Below are 21,185 nucleotides of genomic sequence, written 5' to 3' on the forward strand. Positions count from 1 at the left end.
CAGCTCCCCCCTCCAGCATCAGGCGTCGCCAACGATAGAGCAGGTTCGGAGCCACGCCATTGCGGCGCGCCACCACCGAGATGCTGGATCGCTCGTCTAGGGTCTCTTCGACGATCCGCAGCTTCTCGGCGCCACTCCAGCGACGGCGACGGCCACCGTCGGTGATGATCTCAACGTCAGACATAAGCACGTGCTTAGGGCTGTCCCTAAGCCTCCATGGTCATGCCCAGGTGTCCGGTCAAAATGGGGGCCAGTTCAGCCTACAAGCCGGGCGAAGGGCCGATCTTGAGGCTTGTCGGTGGAGACAACCTTGCCACCGTGCCCGTTGCAGCCCTGCGGGCGGCCCATAACTGCGACTTCTGGGAGAGCCTTCAAGACTAGGGTTCACCACCGATCTTGGGGCCGGTGAAACGTCGGCCCCGGGCTCGACGCTGGGCTCGACCTTTGATGAGATGCTCTGGGAATGGCTTCGAAGGCTCAGGCGATCCTCACTACGCGGAACCCTTCCAGCTCGAGCACCACCAGAGTGTCCTTCCAGCGGTCCACGTCGTGAAGGATGACGAGCTTGCTGACGTCGCCGCCGATCTCGTCATTGATGCGGTCGATGGTGACAGGCTCATCCCAGACTCCCTGGCTCCGCTTGTATACGCCTGAGCGGACGGAGCGCTAGACCCGGCAAACCCGAGCGAGGCCGGAGGGCCGGTGCATGGAGATCGAGACGGTGGCGCTTATCACTTCGACCTCCGTCTCGCGAAGGAGGTGCCTGTCTCCAGCCGCTCGATCTTGGCATGGCAGCTAACGGCCGGGCTGCGGCTCTCACCCACCGACAAACGCATCGCATCGTGGGTGGGCTAGCGTAGCTGAACCTGACACCATGGTCCGCAAGGACCCTTGGCACTCGTGCTCGCTTGGCCAAGCCTCAGGCGACCATGGGTGCCGACTACCCCTGTTGCGGCTGCCACTATCGTCGCGGCAGCCATCTTGGCAGTTTTGGTTTTGGTCGGCACGTCGAGCACGTCACTCACAGCCGGGTTTCCTCGTTATCATCGTCGTTGGCAAAGCGCTGCAGCGCCGCAAGGTGCGCGGCTTCACTGGAAAGGTTGGAGGAGCTACCCACATCGCCATGAACTCGGCTGACAGCTTCGGCCAAGGCCTCCTCGGCCGTCGTGCAGGCCGCCGCGAGTCCTGCCAATACCTCCAGATCCTCACCTGCCACAGCTCCCTCATACGCATTGAGCTCCGCAGTGAGCTTGCGAGCGGCGAACGTTAAGCGTTGCATCCGGCCCGTTGGGCTCCTTCTGAGTCAACTGACTGCGGAAGACACACGCTGAGTCGAGTCCGGCGGTCCCGCCGGCCAGGCGGCGCTTACCGGCTTCCAGGAACTCCTTCGACCAGCCGTAGTACATCGAGCTGCTGATGCCCTCACGCCGGCACCTTCGACCTCGAAGCGCACGTCGACTGCCCGTCCCGCCTGCAGTACTTCTCGGCGACGGACGGGCCCGCCGAGGCGTTCGTGGCCGCGAATATGTAACGACAAGGCCAGGGGCTCGGGCGGGTTGCCGAGGCCCCAGCCTGCCATGACCATCAGGTCTGGCTACCCCGGGTCGGCGGCGGCCCTTCCCGTCCGGTTACTGGCCGAGAGTTCGCGCCAAGGCTCATGACCGATCCTCGGCTCCCCCAAGCGCCTGCCGAACCCGCTCTACCGCCTGAGCCTTGAAGCCCTCCGACATCACCGCAGGTCTCCAGCCCATCCACCACGGCGTCTCCGGCAGCCCGGGCTCGTGCCGCCAACCCAGAGCGACCAGGGCCTGCCTCGCCTCCTCGTTCAGGGCAGCGTCCTCCACCCCGTCGAGGGTGTTGACCTCCACGGCCCGGAACGCTCCCGGGCCCCGCTCGATGGACGCGAGGGGAACGCGCCTCCGGGCGGCCTCCCGGACCCGGTTCCGCAGGCGCTCGAACAGGTCGTACTGCACCACCACGCGCTCGATCCGGCCCGGGTGGCGATAGTCGAGCCAGGCCGCCACGGCCTCGACGTCGCCCAGGTCCTCGTCCTGCGGCTCGTCCGCGGTCCGCACGGGGCGCGCGAGGATCTCCGGCGGGGCAGCAGCCATGGCGGCTTCGACATGCCGGATGGCCTCCTCCCGCTCCTCGGAGGTCAGGCCCGCGGGATCGGGCACCATCATCCGCGGGCCGCGCTCCCCGGCCGGCAGGGGCCAGCCCAGAGCCCAGGCCGCGCGGGTGGCCAGACGGGAGAGCTCGCGGTCGATGCGCAGCCTGCTGTCCCGGGCATAAACATCCACCCGGGCGATGGTGCCCCTCCCTCCGGCGCGCCGGTCGTAGACGTAGGCCAGCACCACCCCCGCCCGGGGTGGCGGTGCTCGAGCCAGGCCGCGACGCGGCAGACCTCGTCCGCCGCCTCGCCCATGCGCGGGTCGTCCAGCGGGTCCTTGTCCTCGCCGCTCATGGCGGTCCCTTCCCGAAGGGCCGGAGGCCCGGCACAAGGCCCTTTCGCTGGATGTGCCTGGAGAGTCCGGTGAGGATCTCGGCCATGGCTTGTCCGTCGGCCCATGCTTGGTTCAGCGCCGCGACCCGGGGTTCAGGCGCGAGCGCCGGGATACGGTAGTGGCGCCAGACGCGCTCCCGTAGTGCCAGCACCGCCTCGGCCGAGGCGATGGCTCCGGTGGCCTCGAGCGCTCGGAGGTCGTCGGCCACGTCCAGGAGGAGGATGAGGCTGTGCTCCGCCAACAGCACGGGCTCCATGACCTCCTCGATGAGCGCGGTGACGGCCGCGCCCAGACAGAACAGGAGGGCGCCGAGGCGCTCCTCGTCCTCGCGGCCCAAGCGGGTCAGGCGGTCCGGCGAGGTGGGCAGCAGCCCCAGAGCTCGGCGCCGGGCCCGCACGAGACGCTGGCCCCAGAGCCAGCATAGCGCGAGGGCGGCGCGGACCTCCGCGTGCGGGTCGACGTCATGGTCGGCCGTCATGGCCGCTCTCCGCTGTCCGGCGGGCCGAACAGGTCGCGGGTGCTGTCCATGAGACGGACGACGTCCATGGCGAGGCCCATCTGTCGCATACGGGAGGGCTCCTGAAGGGGGATGAGATTGCCAAGGTCGTGCCCCTCCCCCGGCGGGAGAGACGACCGCGTCCGGTGGGGTTCGCCGGGCTGTCCGAGCGCTGAGTCACGTCCGCCACGGCTCCGGGCGGATCAGCGCTGCAATCCGCTCGTCGAACCCCGGCCCGCGCCAGGGCGGTAGCACCCGCGCAAAGCGCGAGGGGTCGGCGGCCGCGCGGACGACCTCGACGGCACGGAGCGGGCGATGCTCGGCCTCTCTTGGGCCTTCGAGGGCTACCAGGACGGCCGGATCGAGCCCGGCGAGCGCCTCCCGGATGGTCGCGACGGAAAGGGTTGTCGGTTCGCCCGGGGACCTCAACCCTGAGGGCGCCACCTCTCCCTGCTCCTCGCGCCAGTGCGCCGGCACGTCCGGCGCGCGCAGGCACACGGGACAGAGAGTTGTGAGCCAGCCTCCCCTGGAAGCTACCTCCGAGGGCGCCCCGCAGCCTTCGCAGATCTGCCCTGAGGCGGACTCCGCGCGGAGAAGCAGCCCCCAGACGTTGTCGTTGCCCAGGTTGGTGTAGACCCTCAGCTGCCCGAACTTCTCTTTCACCTGAGTGACCCGGAGATGCTCCAGGCCATCCGTCTCGACGATGAAGCGGAGGTTGGCGAGCAGGCCTCTGATCAGCGGCAGCCACCCGGGGCCGCAGGCAAAGCCGAAGCCCATGAGGGTTTCGCGCGGGTCGTAGGGCGGGGAACCGAACAGGTCGGCGTAGTCCACCAGGATTTTACGGACGGGAGGGGACAGGTCCAGGGACGGCATGAGAGGTCACGTCTAGAAAGCTGGAACGGGTGGGAGACCCATGAGGCGCGAAAGGAGGCCTCAGGGCGCTCGGAGCCGCGGTCTCACGGCTCCACCGCCTTGGTCCGGATCAGCGCCACGCAGCGGGTGTGGAGCCCGGGTCCGCGCTGGGGCGGCACGAACCTCTCGAACCGGCCGGGGTCCGAAGCCACGCCCGCGACCTCCAGGCTCTGGATGGCCCACACCCGGACGCGGTCGGGGTCCTCGATCACCACCGGCAGGTGCGAGGGAAGGATGGCGTTGAGCCCGCGAATGAGTCTCTCGATCGTAAGGGTCGAGACGCGCGGCCGCTCGGGCTGGCCCTCCTCGTGGGGCCGCAGGACCTTCTCCGCCTGCGGCGCCAGGACCTTCTCGCGCCAGAGCGCAGACGCCTCGGGCGCCTGGAGGCAGACGTCGCAGAGAGTGGTGAGCCAGTGGCCGCGGTTCGCGAGCTCCGAGGGGGCGCCGCAGTTCTCGCAGGTCCGGCTTGAGGTCACCTCGGCGCGCTCCAGCAGCGCCCGGACGCGGTCGTTGCCGCCCTCGACGCGGACCCGCAGGAGGCCGAACCTCTCGCCCACCTCCTCGATGCGGAGCGTGAGCCCGTCCTGCTGGACCACAAGGCGGAGGTTGGCGCAGAGCCCGCGGATCAGCGGGAGCCACCCCCAGCCGCAGCGGAAGCCCAAGGGGCCGGACTTCAGGTTCAGGTGAAAGGGCGGCGGGCCGAACAGATCAGGGTAGGCGTTCATGAGATCGATGACGTCGTTGGGCAGAACCATGGGTTCCATGGCAGGGCTCCTGAGGGAGGGAATGGGACAAATGACAGTGATCGAGCAACGGCCCGGGACGACCAGGGACCCGCGAGGCCGACGCGTCAGTCGGGGCAGTGCGACGTGGACCCCTCGGTGCGTATGCTCCGGTCCGCGCAGATGGCCGCATGCTGCTCGGCAGTGAGCTCGATCAGCCCCATTCTCATGGATCCTCTCTCCTCTGGATCTGCGGGGTCCGCCAACGCTGGCGGTCGGACGCCAATGCCTAGTCTCTCGTGTATCAGCCTATCGGCAGCTCGCCCGCTCGGTGGGCAGCCTCGACGACCTGCGGGTCGCTTCGTGCGATCCTCGCGATCGGCGTCTCGCCCCCAAGCCTGTCGTCCGGCGCCACGAGCCAGTAGGCCCGCTGCCAGGGTGAGAGATGCGATGGCAGCGCCGCCAGAACGGTCGCGAGCAGGGGCCAGGGCTGGCCCTGCGGGTTGAACTGAAAGGCCGGGTAAAACGGGCCATTCCCGCCGGGGAGAGCGAGAAGCCCTGGCCGCATCAGGTGTGGGAGGACCTGTGTGCCATCCAACACGGCGAACTGCGCGAGAAAGTCGGCGCGCATGCGGGCGTTGTCACGGTCGATGAGGTCCTCGATCGCGGCACGTCTCTCCGCCGGGGTCCGATTCAGCCTCTTGCGCATGGATGCTCTCTCCTTCGGATCGGGGAGACGGCCAGGCCTGGCCGTCAGATGTAGACGCCCAGCTCCAGGCGGGTGAGGACCTCATCGAGCCGCCGCCGTCCCTCGGGGGTGGCAAGGCAGGCGAGCGGGCTGAGGTTGTCCAGGAACTGGTTGGGCACTCCCAGCCACCAGCCTGTGTCAGGCCCGAACTTCGCGTAGACCCGGGCCAGCAGCGGGCCCACCTTATCGAGGACGTCCGGCGTCATGCTCCCGTCCTCCCCGTCTGCACGGGTCCCCGGCTCGAGCGGGGTTGTCCCTGCCTCCGCCGTTCTGCGGCTCGGCGGGCCGACGGAGTGGCCCTTCTCCCCTTCACCGGCCTCGTCAGTCTCGCCGGGCGCACCCCGGAGCGCGTCCTCCAGTGTAGGCGTCCGGTACGGCGGTTCAGGCGGCGGGTTCATGGCGATCGGGTGGGGTCGCCCTGAATGCGCAAACCGAGCATAAAGATCGGCCCCCCTAGCCCACCGGGGAGCAGCACGGTCGAGCAGCAGCCCGACCAGGAGCGCCAGATCAAGACGGCGCACGGGGACGAATACGTTCCGCTCGTCTTCCGTGACCAAGACGCTCAAAGCGCCTCCAGCATCGAGCGCCGCCAAGGCTTTCTCGGGATTCAACATGAGCTCCGCGAAGGTGAGTGGCCCCTTTGCGGCTTCCGTAAGCGCGCCGACGAGTTGGCTCAGACGGAGGGCGACCGCTTCCGTCGCTCCGGCAGTGACGGCACGCTTCCGGATCTCAGGCCCCGAGAGCCGGAAGAGGAGGTCCGCCCACCCGGACGGCGGCAAGGCATCAGTCTCGCTCATCGGTCTTCCTCCCTCGATAGCTCCTTGGGATCGGGGATCGGAGATCGCGCTCGCCCCTATAGGTACACTCCAGCCTCAAGGGCCATGAGGTGCTCGGCCAGGCGCGCGTGGCCCGGCACGTCGCCGAGGAGGTCGATGGGCCGCTCGCTCCCGAGCCAGAGGCTCCGACGCAGCAGCCAGACGGGCAGCTCGTCTCCAAAGATCCGGTAGGCCCGCACCACGAGGCGCTCGGCCTCGGTCAGCACCTCGCTCGTCCCGCCCTCTGGCGGTCCTGCCGTGCCCTCGCCGATCCGGTCGGGTCCATCCTCTCCCGCCGGGGTCGGGCGCGGAAGGTTGTCCAGCGGCCCCAGGATGAACCGGAATCCCAGCCTGTCCTCCGGCAGGGGTACCAGGTCCGCCACCTGCTCCGCAGTGCGGCGTCGCAGGTCTCCCAGGGCCGTCTCCGTCTCGCTCTCACCGAGCACGCGGGGCGAGGCGTCGACGCCCAGACCACGCCCGGCTTGGCCCGTCTGGGGGTCCTCCTCGCGCCGGCCCAGGCGCACCCAACCGCGCAGCAGTCGCGCCCAGGCCCGCTCCGGGCCGAGGCCCAGGAGCAGGGTGGGGCCGATCGTCTCGGGGCCGCCCGGGGTCAGGGCCGTGACGCGGCCCTCGAGGCAGGGGCCGAACCGCCCCATGTCGACCACCCGCCAGGGCTCGAGGTGCGGGGCCCAGGCGAACTCCTCCTGGGGTGGACCCTTCTCCACCCAGAGGAGCGCATCGCGACGATCCAGCACGACGTGAGCCTGATTCAGGAATGCCTCGGCCAGGCTTTCCCATTCGGCCCCGGGCAGGACCGCGCGCCCGTCGGGATCGAGCGAGCCGACCCGCACCAATGGGAGCAGCAGCTTGGCCGCCAGAGCCCGGGGCAGCTGCTCGCGAAGGATCTCAACCCAGCCTGCCCGCTCGGGGTCGGGCCGCACCCATGTGGGCAGCGCCGCGAGCAACTGGGACAACGTGAGCTCGGGGTGGAGGATATGGCGATGAGGTCGCGGCCGGGTCATGGCCGCCCCTCCTCGGCCGGTAGGACCAAGGGCTCGAGGAGCCGGCTCACGCCCTCGCGCAGGCTCGCCAAGTGGCCCGCCACCCGCGCGTCGTCCGCCCCGATCAGCCGGACCGGCAAGGCGGCCTGCCCGAACGCCGGCCCATGCGCTTCGGTCATCGGCTCGCCCAAGCGGTACCAGCGGGTCTGGCTGCGCGCCCACCTGCGGTGGGGGTCAAGGCCGACCAGGAAGGAGGTGTAGATCCAGCCCTCGCCCAGACGCGGGTGCGCGGTGACGTGGCCGGTGAGCACGGGCCATCCATACCAGGCCAGAGCCAGCGACCAGGGCGAGAGGCACGGCGCGTCGGCCAGATCCTCGGGGCTGGGTCCGCGCTCGACGGCGGCGAACAGGCCGGGCAGGCGGGTGGCGCGCTCCAGCCGCTGCGCGACCTGGTCCAAGAGCTCCTCCCAATCCTCACGGGCCACCTCATCGCAGCCGGGCGGCACCAGCCTGTCGTAGTACTGCGGGAAGTCGAGGAGATGCGCCTGCCAGACCGGCGGGAGGTCCGCGAGGCGCACGGGCGCGTCCGGGCTGGTGAGGAGCGGAGCCGCGGCCTCGCGCAGGGCCTCCAAGGCCACAAGCACGGGGGTGGAACGATCAGGCGGGGCTTGGGTGGACACACGTGCCATCAGTGCTGCACCTCCATGGTCTCGGCGATCGCCGCCAGGTCGTCGACGATGCGCACCACCGTCCGCAAGGAGAGCCGCTCGTCGCCTTCGGGGTAGGCCCGGACCAGGGTCTCGACCGTGTCCAGCGCGTCCTCGGCGAGGCCGCGGCGCGCGAGCTCGCGGGCGGCGAAGGCCATCAGCTCCCTGTGCGTGGGGCTGCGCACGGCGACGAGACGCAGCCGCGAGCGCAAGGGCGCGGGCAGGCCTCGCGTATCGTTCGCCGTCAAGATCCAGTTCACGTAGCTGATATCCAGGCGCAAGCCGCACCAAGGGCATTCCCAGACCCGGGCGGTCGTGGGCTCGAGGAGCGACAGCAGCGCCTGGTGCGCCGAGGTGGGCACGCCGCCCTTGGCGGAGTAAAGCGTTGAGCCCTTCTCCGCCTCATCGACCACGAGCAGCGGGTTCGCGATCCGGGTCTCGAGGATGGTCTCGACGGGTTTGCCGGGCGCCGACGAGGACCACGTCCGCTGCGCCCCCGAGAGGTTGAACCCCTCCGAGGAGGTCGCGACATCCACGTAGGCGTAAGGCACGCGCGCAAGCTCGGCGAGCCGCAGGGCCAAAGTGGTCTTGCCGGCGCCTGGGGGGCCGTCCAGCAGCAGTGGCCGAAACCGCAGGCCCTCGCCATCGCGGGCCCCTTGGCGCATGTCGCGCCAGAGGATCTCGATCACCCGCCCGTGCCAGGGCATCTCCTCGAAGAGCCGGGCCGCGATCTCGTCGGCCTCGTGCTCGTTCGCGGGGCCAGCCAGCTCGACGCCCCTGAGGACGGGCTGGAAGCGGGCGGCCACTTCGGCCCTCACATGCTTCAGCCCCGAGGCCTTGTCTCTGGCCTTCAGGATGCGCTCGATGCGTCTGCTGATCTTCACGTCATCGGAGCGCGTCAGCTCCGTCGTGCGGGAGGGTGGCAGACTGGGGGAGCGCCTCGCCCACATCCAAGGCGTCGGCGCGCTCATCCTCGAAGGCCTCGGGCACGCGGCCCTGCGTCTTGAGCCGGGTCGTCAGCAGGAAGTCGCGGAAGCGGCGCTCGATGGAGTCGTAGGTGCCCTCGAAGGCACGCAGCCCAGGAGCGAACGGGATGGTCTTGGGCTTTGGCATAGGTCGTCATCCTTGCGGGAGCGCAGGACGAGACCGTCACGGCGTACAGTGCGGCAGACAGGATCAGTTACTGGAAGGGAGGCGAAGCTGGCACGTACGACCGAACGGCCCCGGGTTATGGGGCTAGATCGAGGTCGTCCGTATGAGCCGAAGATTCGCCATGTGCCGACGTTGCCGGACTTTGCTGCGTGGAGCAAGAACCAACACTGCCCTCATACAGCTTGAGATACGTCGCCGACGTCGGATCGGACCATTCACTGTGTGAACAGCAGGCCATCTCTGGCAGACCCAAGGATGTGGACAACGGCCTGCGGGCCTCTCCCTGTATGGTTCGTACTGCGATACAGATATCGGGATCTTTCTTCGGAGTTCCCAATGCCTCAACTGACCGATGACGACGTTCTCCAGGCCGCTCACGAACTCGCCGGGCGCGGGATCGAGCCCACCCAGACGGCCGTGCGGGCCCACCTGGGCCATCGTGGCTCCTACACCACCATCAGCCGGGCCCTGCGTGTCTGGCGGGCGGCCCAGCGCGAGCGCGAGGCGCTCGAGGAGCTGCCCGTCCCGGAGGAGGTCGAGCGCCTGGCCCGGGAGATCTCGGCGCGGGTCTGGAAGCAGGCGTGCGAGATCGCCGACATCGGCAAGGCGGAGCTCCGCCGCGAGCTCGCCCAACTGCGCGCCGAGATGAAGGCCGAAGCCGAGGCGCATGATCAGGTCGTCGAGGACCTCGAGGCCCAGCTGGCGGGCGCCAATGCCCACGAGGCGACGATGGAACGCCAGTTCAACCGGTACGACGCCCAGAGCAAGGCGGCTCTGGCCGACCTTCGGCGGCAACTCGCGCACGAACGTGACACCGTGCGGCTGTTGCGCCAGCGTGCCGAGCAGGACGCAGAGGTCATTGCCGAGCTGCGGGAAAAGCTCGCGCGGGTGGACGCCTAAACCCCGGCGCTGATCCGGACGGTGCCCCACCAGTCCGCGCCTGGCCTGGCAAGGCCCGGCTCTCCGATCGACGTTGACCCACATGAGCGCGCGCCGCGGCTGCGCTGAGGCGGCAGCACGGAGCCCAGGATCTCGCACCTTGGATGTCCTGTGCATCAGGACCGCCAGGGTCTGAGGCCCGTTTCGAGCTCGGACCATGGATCCAGTTGGTTTTCAGTGACGGATGTGGCGTTTCCCTTTTCTGCGTCGCTCTGAGGATCGACAGCACGCGGACCATCGGCTGGGTCCAGGCTGTCCGAGATCGTGAGCAGCGCCGTGGCTGTGGACCCTGCGGGCGAGGGCTCAGACTCGACCACTTCATAGCCGCCCGCCCCCGGTCTGAAGACAACGACTGGTGTGTCAGGCTCCGCCCCGGACACGAGGCGCGCGCACGTCGACTCCACCACGGCCGCGCCGGGCCACTCGGAATCCGGGAGGACGAACACCAGCTCGGCCGACGACGAGAGCTCGGCCACCTGTCGAATGGCAGCGACCACAAAGTCCACGTCCCGAGCTGCCCCGTTAAGGACGAGCCATCCGACGTGCGCCACATCCACGTCGGGCTGCGCCGCCAGCCAGGTGGCGAAGCGAACGCGCGAGGCGGCATCCGGGACCACCACCAGCGTCGGGCGAGGAGCCGCCGGACGGAGGTGGACGGACATCACGCCCATCCGCACGGCGATCTGGTCCAGGATGCGGCACCCAGAGAGGCTGGCTCCAGCATCGGTGGCAAACGTCAGCGCGGGCCCGCTCCAGAGCATGACGGGCAGGTCCGGGAGGGTGAGCGTCAGAATGGAACTTGGGCCTGGCACGCCGTCCGGGCGCCGGATCGGACGCACGGCGGGGCGTGCCCCGGGCACCACCTCCCGGGCAGCCTCGTGCAGGCGGCGCAGGCGCGCGGCAAGGCTCCCGGCCGGGGGCTGCGCCCGGGAGTACGGCGAGGGCGGCGCCGGGCCGTCCGCCCACGAGAGGTTCGTCAGGTCGATGCCGTCGCCCCCGAGCCCGAGGAGGTCGCCAGCTCCTCGAGCGTCGGTCCGCCCGCGAGCCAGGCCTTCACCGTCGCCGTCTGGTGCCCGACCGCCGCGAGCTGCCGGTCCTGCGCCTCCTGACGCGCGGTTATGCGCTCCAGCTCCGCCCAGATCTGCCCCAGGGGGCCCTCCGGTGAGGCGATCCTTTCCATCGCCTGGGCCGTCCGCGTGAGGCTCTGGGTCAGGGCGGTGAGGCGCGAGAGCACCTCCGCGATCTGCTGGGAGGCCTCTCCCGAGGGTGCCTCCAGACGCTCGATGAGGCGGCTCAGGAGCCCGCTCACCAGCTGCAGCTGAGGCTGCAGGGCCACCGTGTCCGGAAGAGGCGCGGGCGGGAGTTCCGAGGCCGGGGAGGCCGGCTCGGGAAAAGGCGTCGAGGTGGTCATTGAGTCTCTCCAGGGCATGGGTGCAGGTGGTGAGGGACAGGGTCAGCGTCCGCGGGACGAGCCGGTCGAGAGCGGCGCGGGCCAGACGCGGAGCGAGAGCTCGGGCGAGCGACTGGCCCCGAGCCAGCAGACGGCTCAGGAGCCGCTCGGCGCCTCCGGGTCGAGCAAGGCGCCCAACCACATGGTCAAGCGCGCGACGGTGCCGTTCAAGCTCGCGAGCTCCATCCGCAGGAGCGCGACCTCCGCCGTGTGCCGCGCGTCCCGGTCCCGGCGCTCCCGCTCGAGGCGCGCCACTTGCTCGAGGAGCTGGCGCTCCATCGGCGTGAGGCCGGGAGACCGGATCGGCGCCGCTGCCTCCGAGGGGGCGGTCGTCGTGGTGGTCTGGGCGGTCGGCATGGTCTGGCACTCCGTTTGCGAGAAAGGTGATGGGGATCGTCGGACCGGCATCGGCCGTGGGCGAGCTCAGAGGGCCGGAGGCCGACGTCATGGCAAGGCCGTGGTGGCGGCTCGGGATACTAAGGTGCGACATCGCTCCGAGCACGACGACCTCCTTGCGCTGATAGGACGGCCCGGCCGCCGCGATCGTCGCGAGAAGGGTGTCTAGTGCATCTGTCTCCGGCCAGGCCCCCTGCCCCAGATGCTCGCGGGTGGCTCGGGCGCGTGCCGTCCACGCGGCTTGCAGACGCGCAGGCGCGGTGGCCAGCACGCGCACCCGCTCGGCCCGGAGCGCCGCCAGGCTGTGAGGGCCGACGAGCGCCTCCGGGCAGGTGAAGCTTGCTGCATAGTGCGGTCCCCGGAACTCGAGCCGCTCGCGTGGCAGCGCCCCGGGGGCGCCGACGGTGACCGATCCGCGTCCGGTGCGGAGCACGATCCAGCCCTCAGGCCGGATTAGGTCGCCGAGCGCGGCGACCACCTCGGTCCAGCCGCGGATCGTGCCTGCGTACACCCGCGCGGCGATGGCGGCGGCGAGCGCGAGCCGCGGGTCAGGCGGCGGGGGGGCGTCGAGGAGCCCGGCCTCGTACGCGCGGCGCTCCTCCGCTTCGCGCTTGAGCAGGTGATCGGGCCGGACGAGAAGCCGCGCTCGCGCGGGGTCGCCCGGGTCGGCGAGGCCGAAGGCGTGGTTGAGGACGTCCACCGCCGCGTCCCAGAGCAGCTGGCTGCCCCGCCGCGGCGGGTTCGGGTTGTGGGCCCGCACGTGGCCGTCAGGGCGGCGCACGCCCCGGGGCAGCGCCACGTTCACCTCCACGCGGCGCGCATGCGTGTGGGTGGTGGCAAAGACATGCGGGCGCGCCTCGGGCGGAATGCCGGCAAAGGCGGTCTCGAGCACGAGCGTGAGCGCCAGGTCGACGAGCCGGCGGGCCTGCGCGTCGCCCTCGTTGAACGCCGCCACATCGATGTCCTCGGGCGCGAAGGAGAGCGTGAGGACCGAGTACTTGCGCGTCGAGACCTGCTGCCGGAGCGTGAGGCGCAGGAGTTGCTCGTCGCCCATGAGGCGCCTCGGGGGGCGGCTCGCGGACAATCTCGACCACGCGCCGGCCCACCTCCTTCCGCACGACGGGGCTCGCCATGTACTCGGTGAGAGGGCGGAAGCGGTCGCGCTTGGGGAGCACGCGGGCGAGCGCGCCGGGATCCTCGGTATGCGGCGACCAGACGATCATCATGGTTCGGCCTCGCCGCTCGGGCCGCGAGCGCCCTGCCCTTCACGCAGCTCATCTGACGCCTCCTCCTGCGGCTCATCCGCCTCGTCTTCGCGGAGCGTCCAAGGCATTGCCTGCGCCCGAACCGCCCGGTCGAGGCTGACGAGCGCTGCCGCCACCTCGATCGCGTCCAGCGGGTCCTCACGGTCGCGCATCGCGAGGAGCAGGTCGCCCATCCCGCGATCCACGTCGGTGAGGAGCCGGACGATCTCGCGCCAGTCGGCGCGCTCGACGTGCTGCACGCCCCCGAAGGCCTTGGCGGCGGCCGCCCCGATGGGCAGGCCCATGCCCCGCGCACCCTCCTCGATGCGCAGACGCTCGAAGGGCGTGACGTAGATCTCCCAGCGCTTGCGCTTGGAGAGATCGTCCTTGCGAGGATGTGCCATCGGTCGTGCTCCTGTCCGTCGCTCCCGCCCCGGGGCAAAAACCCCGGGGTGCGTGGGAGACTTGCTCAAGGGACGCTCCGAGGAAGTTGCGAAAGACCAAAGCGAAAAGTGTAAGCCCTCCACAACAAGCGAGTCGCATGCTTGCGAGGACGAAGTGCGCCCCTGCCCTGCTCGCCAAGCCAAGGTCGCGGATTGGGGAGTCGGGGCGCCCGTCCCGTGTCTCTGATGCCCGTCTCGAGTGCGGCCGCGACGCAGCGCCAACTCGTCGGCCGAGCAGGAATACCTCCTGGATGGAGATGCCCCTCGTGCCCAACCAAGTTCATACCATCGACCCGCCAAGAAGCGGACTTGTAGGGTTAGCGCTCTGGCAGAGCGCCACGTGTGGATGGCGCATCACATGCAGCGAGAGAGCTTCCCGCTCGAAGGTCCGAGCTACGCCGGCGTCAGTCGAAACGAAGAAGCTCTCGCCGCTGATCCCAGCCGTGTCGCAGACAACCTGATCTTGCGCCTTGGCCACGTCGGGAAGCGCGCTCCGGCCGATGAGCGCGATAGAGCTTCTGATCCCCTCATCGAGGCGACAGATCCGGCCGCGGCCACCAACGGTTTGGTGCCATGAACTGGTCCACTCGTCGAGGTTGCTCGCGATGTCCGCGACGATGAAGCCGTGGAAGAACGTGGTCCCGCAGAGCTTGATCGGGAGCCCCCTCACGTCGTCGAGTCCACTCGACTGGAGCTCTCGCACGGAACGCTCGACCTGCAGCCGCAGGTTTACGTCGTCCTAGTAGTCCCTGCGGCCCGCTCGCTCGAACCCGATCAGCATCACCTTCGAGAGGGCGTCGCTCTGCCGCAGGCCATGCACTTCGTCGAAGGTCAGGTCGTCCGGTCTCTCCTGGCCCTCGATGGCGACTGTCAGGCGCGAGCACTCGATGTCGGAGCTGACGTATTCCCCGAAGGTCAGGCGCTCGTCGATGGTCCACAGGTCGAGCGATGCCGAGGGCTTGATCCGCCGCCGGTGCGAGATGCTGTTCACCTTCATGGGGCCGATGAACGAGTGGAAGATGTCCTCCCGCTGGGACGAGTTGTCCCGCGCAAATTCGCGAACCTCGTCGAGGAGCAGGTCAATGAACACGCCTCTCCTGAGGCCAGCTCACAAGGGCCGCCCAGGCGAAGAGATCCGTGGGACGCATCTCTAGTCCGTCGTGGTGAGCCGCAGGACGCGAGGAGCCTCGTGAGCGTGGATCGGGCTGATGTCCGTCCTTTTCATCACGCGGAGGAAACTGCTGCACCTGGCTGACCGGCCTCGGCGAACATCATTGTTGAGGTCGGCCATCGTAGGTTCAGCGGATGGTTTGTCCGACCGCTCGCCGAGAAGGTGGACGCGGGGGTGGATCAGCATCCTCGTCAAGCAACTAAATTCCAGCGCGACAAGGATACCTGCATCCTTCCTGGTGCCGGGCCTAAGCACCACCGATCACACGGGCGCCGGCCCTGTGCTCCCGCGCACGACGAGTTGCAGGGGCAGCAGCTCTTGGCCCCGTGGCATGGCATCGTCGAGGATGGCGGCGACGGCCCGCTCGGCGATCTCGCGGAAGGGCTGCTCCATGCTGGTGAGGGGTAGGGGTGACCGGGCCGCCTCCAGCACGCCGTCGAAGCCGATGATCGAGACATCCTGCGGCACGCGCAGGCCCTGGCCCGTGAGCCAGGCTATGGCGGCCAGGGCAATGCGGTCCGACATGGCGAGGAGACCCGTCGGGGCGGCCTCCCGGTCCGCAAACAGGAGAGCCAAAGCCTCGCCGATGTTGGCTCCATCCCGGCTGATCGCGTGGACCGGGACGGCCGTCTCGGGGAGGCCGGCTTCGGCCAGCGCAGCCCAGTAGCCCCGCGCGCGCTTCCGGACGTTCATGGACCGCGCCGCCCGGACCTCGTCGGGCGTCACGCGCCCTGGGCCCTCACCCAAGGCGAAGCCCAGGACGGCGAAGCGCCGGTGCCCGAGCTCCAACAGATGCTGGGCGGCCGCATAGGCGCCCCCGAAGTCGTCAACGCAGATCGCCGGGACCTCGGAGTCGTAGGCGTCCAGCGACAGAGAGACAAAGGGCAGCCCCCGCCGCTGGGTCATCTCCACCAGGAACTGGCGGCCGCCACCGCTGAGCAGAAAGCCGTCCACCAGCGCGCTCTCGATAGTCCAGCCTGTCGGGTGCTCCTCGGTCACGGAGACGAGGGCCAGGCCCGCGCCGCGAGCGTCACACACATCGGCCACCTCGGTCAGGAGACGCCGGGCCCAGGGATCGCTGAACAGATATGGGAGAGGCTGGTCGGCGGCGAAGCCGATCGCGTTGACCTTACCGGTCCGCAAGAGCCGTCCCTGAGGACTCGGGCCGCCGTAGCCCAAGGCTCGCGCCGCCTCGCGGACCTTCTCCCGCACCTCCTCGCGCACGAGCTCAGGCCGGTTGAACACGTTCGAGGCGGTGCCCTGCGACACCCCGGCCGCCTCCGCCACATCCTTAAGCCTGATCGCCTTTGTCATCTGTCGAGTGTCCCGCTGTCTGTCTCAGCGGGAGCTGACCTGCCGCTTGAACCGATTCAAAAAAGATCTTGACGAAGCCCTAGCAGATGATGTTGAATCGGTTCAAGTGACGAGTTGGCCTTAGCGCCGGTTGTGCGACCCGAACATTACGACGACGGCTTTTTCAGTTCTTTTTCTCAGACCTACCCCTTTATCACCTGGCTTGCCCCTGCCCTGTCCTCCCGGACAGCGGCAGGGGACCCAGTGCTTCAGCCCCAACCTGCCAGTTCGCCCTAGAGCGCCTTCGAGAGTTCAGCGGACGGATGTTCCGCCATAGCTGCCCAGGGGCCGGGCGTAGACCAGTATGCGCTCGCGGTGGGTCTCTCCTCGGCCAGATGTCGGGGCCGAGGAGAGCTTCTGGTGCCGGGAGGGCTCAGGCGTTGATGCTGTCCTTGAGCGCCTTGGCGACGGTAATCTTGACCACCTTGTCGGCGGGCTTCTGGATCTGCTCGCCCGTGGAGGGGTTCCGCGCTGTCCGCTCGGGCCGCTCGCGGCAGTAGATCTTGCCCACCCCGGGCAAGGTCACGGCGCCACCCTGGGCCACCGTTTCAGTGATGATGCCGGTCAGTGCTTCCAATGCGGCACCCGCAGCCTTCTTATCGCTCCCGGTCCTCTCGGCCAGCGCCGCCACGAGCTGCGCCTTGGTCATCTGGTTGGCCATGTGGTCCTCCTGTTGCGCGACCCCTTGGGCCGTCCGAGCTCCATGCTCCATCTCGGCTCGCCCATCTTGTCCAGAAAAACCTGTGTTTCCTCAGGAAAGCTGCGGATCAATGCGCTGGAAAAGGGACACTGGTGCCTGGCCCAGGTTGGGAAGCTATTCGCACCTAGAAAATGCACGGCTCAACCGGCTGAGCGGGTTAGGTCCACCAGAGTGTGCGTCTTTCAAGAAATACGCGCCGTAAGTGGGTCCCCTGGCGGTGAGATCAGGGGGCTCAGTCGGGGAAGTCGGACGAGGGACGAGGTGCGCCTACGGCCTCCCGGATAGCCTGCTCGGCCATGGCCAGCGCCTCCTCCTCGTCCTCTCCGAACGTCGTGATGCCGGGCAGCTCGCGGCAGGTCACAAGGAACTCGCCTCTCTCGTTGGGAGCTAGGTAGACCGTGTAGGGCCGTGCAGTCGCCCAGCCGGGTGTCGCGATGAGCAGGCGGTGGGAGAGGGCCGGCAGGCCTTGGCCGTCATCGTCGGCCACGACTTGACGCAGCAGCCCCATGAGCTTGCGCCCCATGGGGGTAGGCCTGCTGTGGTGGGCCACGATACGGACCTCCTCTGCCTGCGGCGGCAGCGGAACGAGCAGGACAGGCTGGCAGTTCCGGCCCGACCGCAGCCCTGCACGGTCGGGAGGAGTGACCGTGCAGGGCTGGGCCGATGCGTCCGGCGCTCCAGGAGGTGCAGGCTGGACCCGGAGGCGTTCGGCGTCGCTGAGGGATGCGACGCACCCTCTCGCCCGGTTCACCTAGGAGCGGGCATCTATGGGCGAGCGGGAGCGTTGGATGTTCAGACCCGGCACCTTGCGCGAAGCGGTCAGGCGTCGTGGTCTAGTCTCACCGGCTGGCAGCTCCAACTCTGGATCCGCCAGCTCGGGTGGTCACCTACCCACTGAGCCAGCTGCGGCTGTGCTCCCGACATGCAGGCCATCACCGTGAGGTCCATGAACTGCATGGCGTGGTGCTCGCAGGTGTTCGGCGCAGCGGTGAGACAGACGACGAAGACGAGTTCGATCATGGACGCTCCTCCATCCAGCAGCGGTGCAGGGAAGGCAACGGGCGACCAGAACGTGACCGGTGGGCCGTCTCGTCGTCGGTCGTCTGCCCTGTCCAGTCGGGAAGCGCATCGACGCGGTCCCGCGACGGCCTCAACTGGAGCCCTTCCAGCATCCCGTGCGCCCGGCCCTTCGGTCCTGAAAGCCCGACGAAAACCTCCAAAGACCTCCCGAAAGGTCTCCGAAACCGGGAGCCGCTCTGATAGGCTCGCTCCCGGGAGGGTGCGTCGGTGGAGCTTGGCGACGCGATCCTGGACGAGCCCCGTGGCCTGCTGCTCGACCGGCGCGGCCAGGCCATTCCCCTCCGTGCGCAGTCCATGAAGGTGCTGCTCCACCTCGCCGGGCGGCCAGGCGAGGTCGTCTCGCGCGAGGATCTGCTCGACGCCGCTTGGGGAGAGGTCCACGTCACCGACGACAGCCTGACCCAGTGCGTCTCGGAAATCCGGCAGGCCCTCGGGGACGAGGGCCATCGGGTGCTCCAGACGGTGCCGAAGCGGGGGTATCGGCTGGTGCCCGAGGCGCCTGCTGCACCGGTGCGGGCTGTGCCTATCGTGGCTTTTCCGGCCGTGGGACGCATCCGGCCTTGGGTGCTGGCCACGCCCCTGGCGCTGGTCGCGACCCTGGGGCTCGGGGCCTGGGCGATCCGCCCGGCCCCCGGCCCGGCCGAGCTTCCCACCATCGCCGTGCTGCCCTTCGCGAACCTCGCGGGCGAGCCACGCTGGGAGCGGCTCGGGCGGGGGATCGCGGCCGAGATCGACGCGGACCTCACACGCAGCCGCACCATCGTCGCGATCCCGGCCGACACGATCGAGGCGACGGCGGGGAGCGAGCCCGAGGCGGTCGCCAAGGCGCTGGACGTGCGCTTTGTGCTCGACGGCACGCTCCAGGCTGATGGCGACGAGCTCCGGGTGACGGCGCGGCTGACCGATGCTGAGGACAACAAGGTGGTCTGGTCCGACCGCTGGGTGCGGCCTGCCACGGACCTGTTCGCTGTGCAGGACGAGATCGTGGCGCGCATCGGCAGCGCGCTCGACGGGACCTGGACAGGCGCCTTGGCGCGGGCAGTGCGCGAGGGCGCCAAGGGGCGGCCGACCGAGAGCCTCGACGCCTACGAGCTCTACCTGCTCGGCCTGGAGCTGAAGAACCGCGAGACGGTTGAGGGCTACGCCGAGGCGGAGCCCCTCCTGCGCCGGGCGCTGGCGATCGACCCGGACTTCGTGCCGGCGATGGTGATGCTGGGGCTTGATCTCATGGTGCAGTCCGACCGCGCCCCCGACGAGGTGAAACGGGCGGCGCTGATCGAGGAAGGCATGGCGCTGGTCGACCGGGCCGTCCAGCTCGAGCCGGACAGCCCGCTCGCCGTTGGCACCTTGGCCACTCTGACAGCCGTCAATGGCCGCTTCGATGAGACCTGGTCCCTGGCATCGCGATCGGTCGAGCTCGCGCCCACCAACGCCGACGTGCTGGCCTTCGCTGCCATGGCCTATCCCTACGCAGATCATGGGCCCGCTCCGCTTGAGTGGGCCAAGCGGGCCGTCGAGCTCAACCCTGGCCACCCCGCCTGGTATAACCTCCCTCTCAGCAAGGCTGCGCTGATGGCGGGCGACCTGGACCTTGCCCTCCAGGCGGGCCGGGCGGCCCCCACGGGCATCGCCGAGACCCTCTTCACCATCGGCGTGGCTGAGGCGCTGTCGGGCCATGTCGAGGAGGGGGGTCGCTGGTTCCAGCGCTTCGCCGACGAGACGCACTACCGCAGCCTGGGCGCCTACTTCGTCGTGGATGACATGAGCACCGTTCCCGCCTTCGCGACCTGGGTCAAGGGCGCGCGGCTGGTGGGGTTCCCGGTCACGGAGGTCGAGGCGGACCGGTCGGCCTCACGCTAGAGGCGGGTGGGAGCCGTCCTGTTCTGGTTGTGACCCAGCCCGGCTCACGCTGTCTCAGCTCTCGACCTCCGCTGGGGCGGAAGGTGGTCGTGCCTGGGCCCCGGCACCTGAAACGATGCCGCTGTCTTTGCCTCGCTGGTGTTCGGCGGCTCGGGAAGGACGCTGATCCACCCTTCCGTCCACCTTGCCGGCGGGAGACCAGGTCGACAACCTGCCCGCCAGACCCGTGGCGACCGCCCTCGGCAACGATCCTGAGTATTTGTGCCGATCAAGAATGGCGCACAGCCAAGCAGCATATGAACTCAGACTTCTTCTGACTTCGGGTGGCGAAACCCGCCTACCTCCACCCACAGACCTGACCCCCAAAGGAACAGCCCTTTGTTCGCCACGTTGGCGCGTGGCCATCGCAGAGGAGGGCACCCCATGTTTCTACGCGTCGACAAGCTACAAATCGAGCTGCCTGCCCCCAAGAAGCAGGACCCCAACGCCGGTGCCGCCCTCCAGGAACTCTTGGGTGGCAAATACGGCGAGATGTCCACGCTGGGGAACTACATGTTCCAGAGCTTCAACTTCCGCTCCAAGTCGAAGCTCAGGCCCTTCTACGAGCTGGTGGCCGCGATCACGGCCGAGGAGCTGGGGCACGTGGAACTCGTCTCGAATGGCGTGGCCATGCTCAACAATGGCCCTGACACAGCCGCGGACGACTCGGGGGATGGGGGTGACATCTCCATGTCTCCCTTCGAGGCCATGCAGGAGATCCGCTCGGCCGCGAGCTTCTTCTCCCATGGCGGCGGCGCGGTGCCAGTGAACTCGAACAGCATGAGCTGGAACGTGGACATGGTCACAACCACGGGGAACGTGGTCTTCGACCTTCTGCACAACTTCCACCTCGAATGCGGGGCGCGCCTGCACAAGCTCAGGGTTTACGAGTCGCTGGACAGCGGCGACGCCACGGGGCGCGAGATCTGCGGCTACCTCTTGGTGCGGGGTGGCGTCCATGCCCACGCTTACGCGCTGGCACTCAAGAAGCTCACGGGCGTCAGCATCGAGCAGATGCTGCCCACGCCGAACATCCCCACCGGCAAAATCCCGGAGTGCCAGAAGTATCTTGCCGAAGGGGCGCATCGTCGTCTCTACACCTTCTCGCCTGGCGACTATCGCGCCATGGCGGGGATCTGGGAGGGCGAGATGGCGCTGCCCGACGACCCGCCGGGCGAGCTTCAGGTGGTCGAGGGGATGCCCGATGGCGGGCGCATCCACGACCTCGTGGGCCAGCCCTCAGCCTTCACGCCCGACTACGCCCCCGAGGAGTTCTACGAGATCGCGCAGCGGCTCACGCAGAAGGCGCACCAGGGAGGCGGGTCGCTTTAGCCTTTACAGCAGGCGGGAGTTTGGCTCCCGCCTGCTCAACGCAGTGGTGCTACGAACCAGATGATCCTGTGCGCCATTTATGAAATACGCACATTAGCTTGAGCCGGGACGCCAGGCGGGA

At 68.9% G+C, this 21,185-nt stretch carries 25 protein-coding genes; 3 read left to right on the forward strand and 22 right to left on the reverse strand.

Annotated elements, in window-relative coordinates; genetic code table 11:
* From RUMESO_RS17390 to RUMESO_RS25845, 12 genes are all read right to left on the reverse strand, one after another.
* The coding region (locus tag RUMESO_RS17390; RefSeq protein ID WP_037281902.1) for a transposase at positions 1-184 on the reverse strand (184 nt) is incomplete at its 3' end.
* Positions 185-1,021: 837 nt separating this feature from the next.
* Complete coding sequence (locus RUMESO_RS25320; protein ID WP_037281904.1) at positions 1,022-1,279, reverse strand: hypothetical protein; 258 nt, start codon at positions 1,277-1,279, stop codon at positions 1,022-1,024.
* 376 nt (positions 1,280-1,655) lie between these two features.
* On the reverse strand, positions 1,656-2,354 hold the full coding sequence (locus RUMESO_RS17400) for a hypothetical protein (protein WP_156363003.1): 699 nt from the start codon (positions 2,352-2,354) through the stop codon (positions 1,656-1,658).
* Positions 2,355-2,460: 106 nt separating this feature from the next.
* Positions 2,461-2,982 carry a hypothetical protein gene (locus tag RUMESO_RS17405; RefSeq protein ID WP_037281906.1) on the reverse strand — a complete coding sequence of 174 codons (522 nt, stop codon included), beginning with the start codon at positions 2,980-2,982 and terminating at the stop codon, positions 2,461-2,463.
* A 195-nt stretch (positions 2,983-3,177) separates the two neighbouring features.
* The gene (locus RUMESO_RS17410; RefSeq protein WP_156363004.1) at positions 3,178-3,873 is read right to left on the reverse strand and encodes a hypothetical protein; all 696 of its coding nucleotides are present in this window, start codon (positions 3,871-3,873) and stop codon (positions 3,178-3,180) included.
* 83 nt (positions 3,874-3,956) lie between these two features.
* Positions 3,957-4,676: a hypothetical protein gene (locus RUMESO_RS17415; protein ID WP_037281907.1), complete on the reverse strand. Its 720-nt coding sequence runs from the start codon at positions 4,674-4,676 to the stop codon at positions 3,957-3,959.
* A 262-nt stretch (positions 4,677-4,938) separates the two neighbouring features.
* The gene (locus RUMESO_RS17420) at positions 4,939-5,343 is read right to left on the reverse strand and encodes a hypothetical protein (RefSeq protein ID WP_037281908.1); all 405 of its coding nucleotides are present in this window, start codon (positions 5,341-5,343) and stop codon (positions 4,939-4,941) included.
* Positions 5,344-5,387: 44 nt separating this feature from the next.
* Positions 5,388-6,179: a DUF2384 domain-containing protein gene (locus tag RUMESO_RS17425; protein WP_037281909.1), complete on the reverse strand. Its 792-nt coding sequence runs from the start codon at positions 6,177-6,179 to the stop codon at positions 5,388-5,390.
* 56 nt (positions 6,180-6,235) lie between these two features.
* Positions 6,236-7,219: a hypothetical protein gene (locus RUMESO_RS17430; RefSeq protein WP_037281910.1), complete on the reverse strand. Its 984-nt coding sequence runs from the start codon at positions 7,217-7,219 to the stop codon at positions 6,236-6,238.
* Positions 7,216-7,887 (reverse strand): DUF6634 family protein, encoded by a 672-nt coding sequence (locus tag RUMESO_RS17435; protein ID WP_051521445.1) that lies wholly within the window; start codon positions 7,885-7,887, stop codon positions 7,216-7,218. Before RUMESO_RS17435 ends, RUMESO_RS17430 begins: the two co-directional genes overlap by 4 nt.
* Positions 7,887-8,789: an AAA family ATPase gene (locus RUMESO_RS17440; RefSeq protein ID WP_051521446.1), complete on the reverse strand. Its 903-nt coding sequence runs from the start codon at positions 8,787-8,789 to the stop codon at positions 7,887-7,889. Before RUMESO_RS17440 ends, RUMESO_RS17435 begins: the two co-directional genes overlap by 1 nt.
* A 1-nt stretch (position 8,790) precedes the next feature.
* Positions 8,791-9,018 carry a hypothetical protein gene (locus RUMESO_RS25845; protein ID WP_037281912.1) on the reverse strand — a complete coding sequence of 76 codons (228 nt, stop codon included), beginning with the start codon at positions 9,016-9,018 and terminating at the stop codon, positions 8,791-8,793.
* 375 nt (positions 9,019-9,393) lie between these two features.
* Between RUMESO_RS25845 and RUMESO_RS17450 the strand changes: the two genes are divergently transcribed.
* Positions 9,394-9,957: a DNA-binding protein gene (locus tag RUMESO_RS17450; protein ID WP_037281914.1), complete on the forward strand. Its 564-nt coding sequence runs from the start codon at positions 9,394-9,396 to the stop codon at positions 9,955-9,957.
* Positions 9,958-10,112: 155 nt separating this feature from the next.
* Here RUMESO_RS17450 and RUMESO_RS17455 read toward each other — a convergent pair whose 3' ends face one another.
* The 10 genes from RUMESO_RS17455 to RUMESO_RS17500 form a co-directional block, all read right to left on the reverse strand.
* The gene (locus tag RUMESO_RS17455; protein ID WP_037281916.1) at positions 10,113-10,757 is read right to left on the reverse strand and encodes a hypothetical protein; all 645 of its coding nucleotides are present in this window, start codon (positions 10,755-10,757) and stop codon (positions 10,113-10,115) included.
* 215 nt (positions 10,758-10,972) lie between these two features.
* Positions 10,973-11,305 carry a hypothetical protein gene (locus RUMESO_RS17460; RefSeq protein WP_156363005.1) on the reverse strand — a complete coding sequence of 111 codons (333 nt, stop codon included), beginning with the start codon at positions 11,303-11,305 and terminating at the stop codon, positions 10,973-10,975.
* 237 nt (positions 11,306-11,542) lie between these two features.
* Positions 11,543-11,803, reverse strand: coding sequence for a hypothetical protein (locus RUMESO_RS17465; RefSeq protein ID WP_037281920.1), 261 nt, complete (start codon positions 11,801-11,803; stop codon positions 11,543-11,545).
* Between the two features lie 1,261 nt (positions 11,804-13,064).
* Positions 13,065-13,490 (reverse strand): hypothetical protein, encoded by a 426-nt coding sequence (locus tag RUMESO_RS17470; RefSeq protein ID WP_037281921.1) that lies wholly within the window; start codon positions 13,488-13,490, stop codon positions 13,065-13,067.
* A 319-nt stretch (positions 13,491-13,809) separates the two neighbouring features.
* A complete protein-coding gene (locus RUMESO_RS17475) occupies positions 13,810-14,232 on the reverse strand; it encodes a hypothetical protein (protein ID WP_037281922.1) in 423 nt (140 codons plus the stop codon).
* Between the two features lie 36 nt (positions 14,233-14,268).
* Positions 14,269-14,619 (reverse strand): hypothetical protein, encoded by a 351-nt coding sequence (locus RUMESO_RS17480; protein ID WP_037281923.1) that lies wholly within the window; start codon positions 14,617-14,619, stop codon positions 14,269-14,271.
* Positions 14,620-14,961: 342 nt separating this feature from the next.
* Positions 14,962-16,014: a LacI family DNA-binding transcriptional regulator gene (locus tag RUMESO_RS17485; RefSeq protein ID WP_037281924.1), complete on the reverse strand. Its 1,053-nt coding sequence runs from the start codon at positions 16,012-16,014 to the stop codon at positions 14,962-14,964.
* Between the two features lie 412 nt (positions 16,015-16,426).
* Entirely contained in the window at positions 16,427-16,714 is a 288-nt protein-coding gene (locus tag RUMESO_RS17490) for an HU family DNA-binding protein (protein ID WP_037281925.1), read from the reverse strand.
* A gap of 271 nt (positions 16,715-16,985) precedes the next feature.
* Positions 16,986-17,303: a type II toxin-antitoxin system HicB family antitoxin gene (locus tag RUMESO_RS17495; protein ID WP_037281927.1), complete on the reverse strand. Its 318-nt coding sequence runs from the start codon at positions 17,301-17,303 to the stop codon at positions 16,986-16,988.
* Between the two features lie 269 nt (positions 17,304-17,572).
* Positions 17,573-17,773, reverse strand: a complete 201-nt coding sequence (locus RUMESO_RS17500) for a hypothetical protein (protein ID WP_037281928.1) — start codon at positions 17,771-17,773, stop codon at positions 17,573-17,575.
* A 267-nt stretch (positions 17,774-18,040) separates the two neighbouring features.
* Here RUMESO_RS17500 and RUMESO_RS17505 point away from each other — a divergent pair, with 267 nt between their 5' ends.
* Positions 18,041-19,693: a winged helix-turn-helix domain-containing protein gene (locus tag RUMESO_RS17505; protein ID WP_037281930.1), complete on the forward strand. Its 1,653-nt coding sequence runs from the start codon at positions 18,041-18,043 to the stop codon at positions 19,691-19,693.
* A 423-nt stretch (positions 19,694-20,116) separates the two neighbouring features.
* Complete coding sequence (locus RUMESO_RS17510) at positions 20,117-21,064, forward strand: manganese catalase family protein (RefSeq protein WP_037281931.1); 948 nt, start codon at positions 20,117-20,119, stop codon at positions 21,062-21,064.
* Positions 21,065-21,185 lie beyond the last annotated feature (121 nt).

It is taken from the genome of Rubellimicrobium mesophilum DSM 19309 (assembly GCF_000600335.2).
Classification (GTDB): domain Bacteria; phylum Pseudomonadota; class Alphaproteobacteria; order Rhodobacterales; family Rhodobacteraceae; genus Rubellimicrobium; species Rubellimicrobium mesophilum.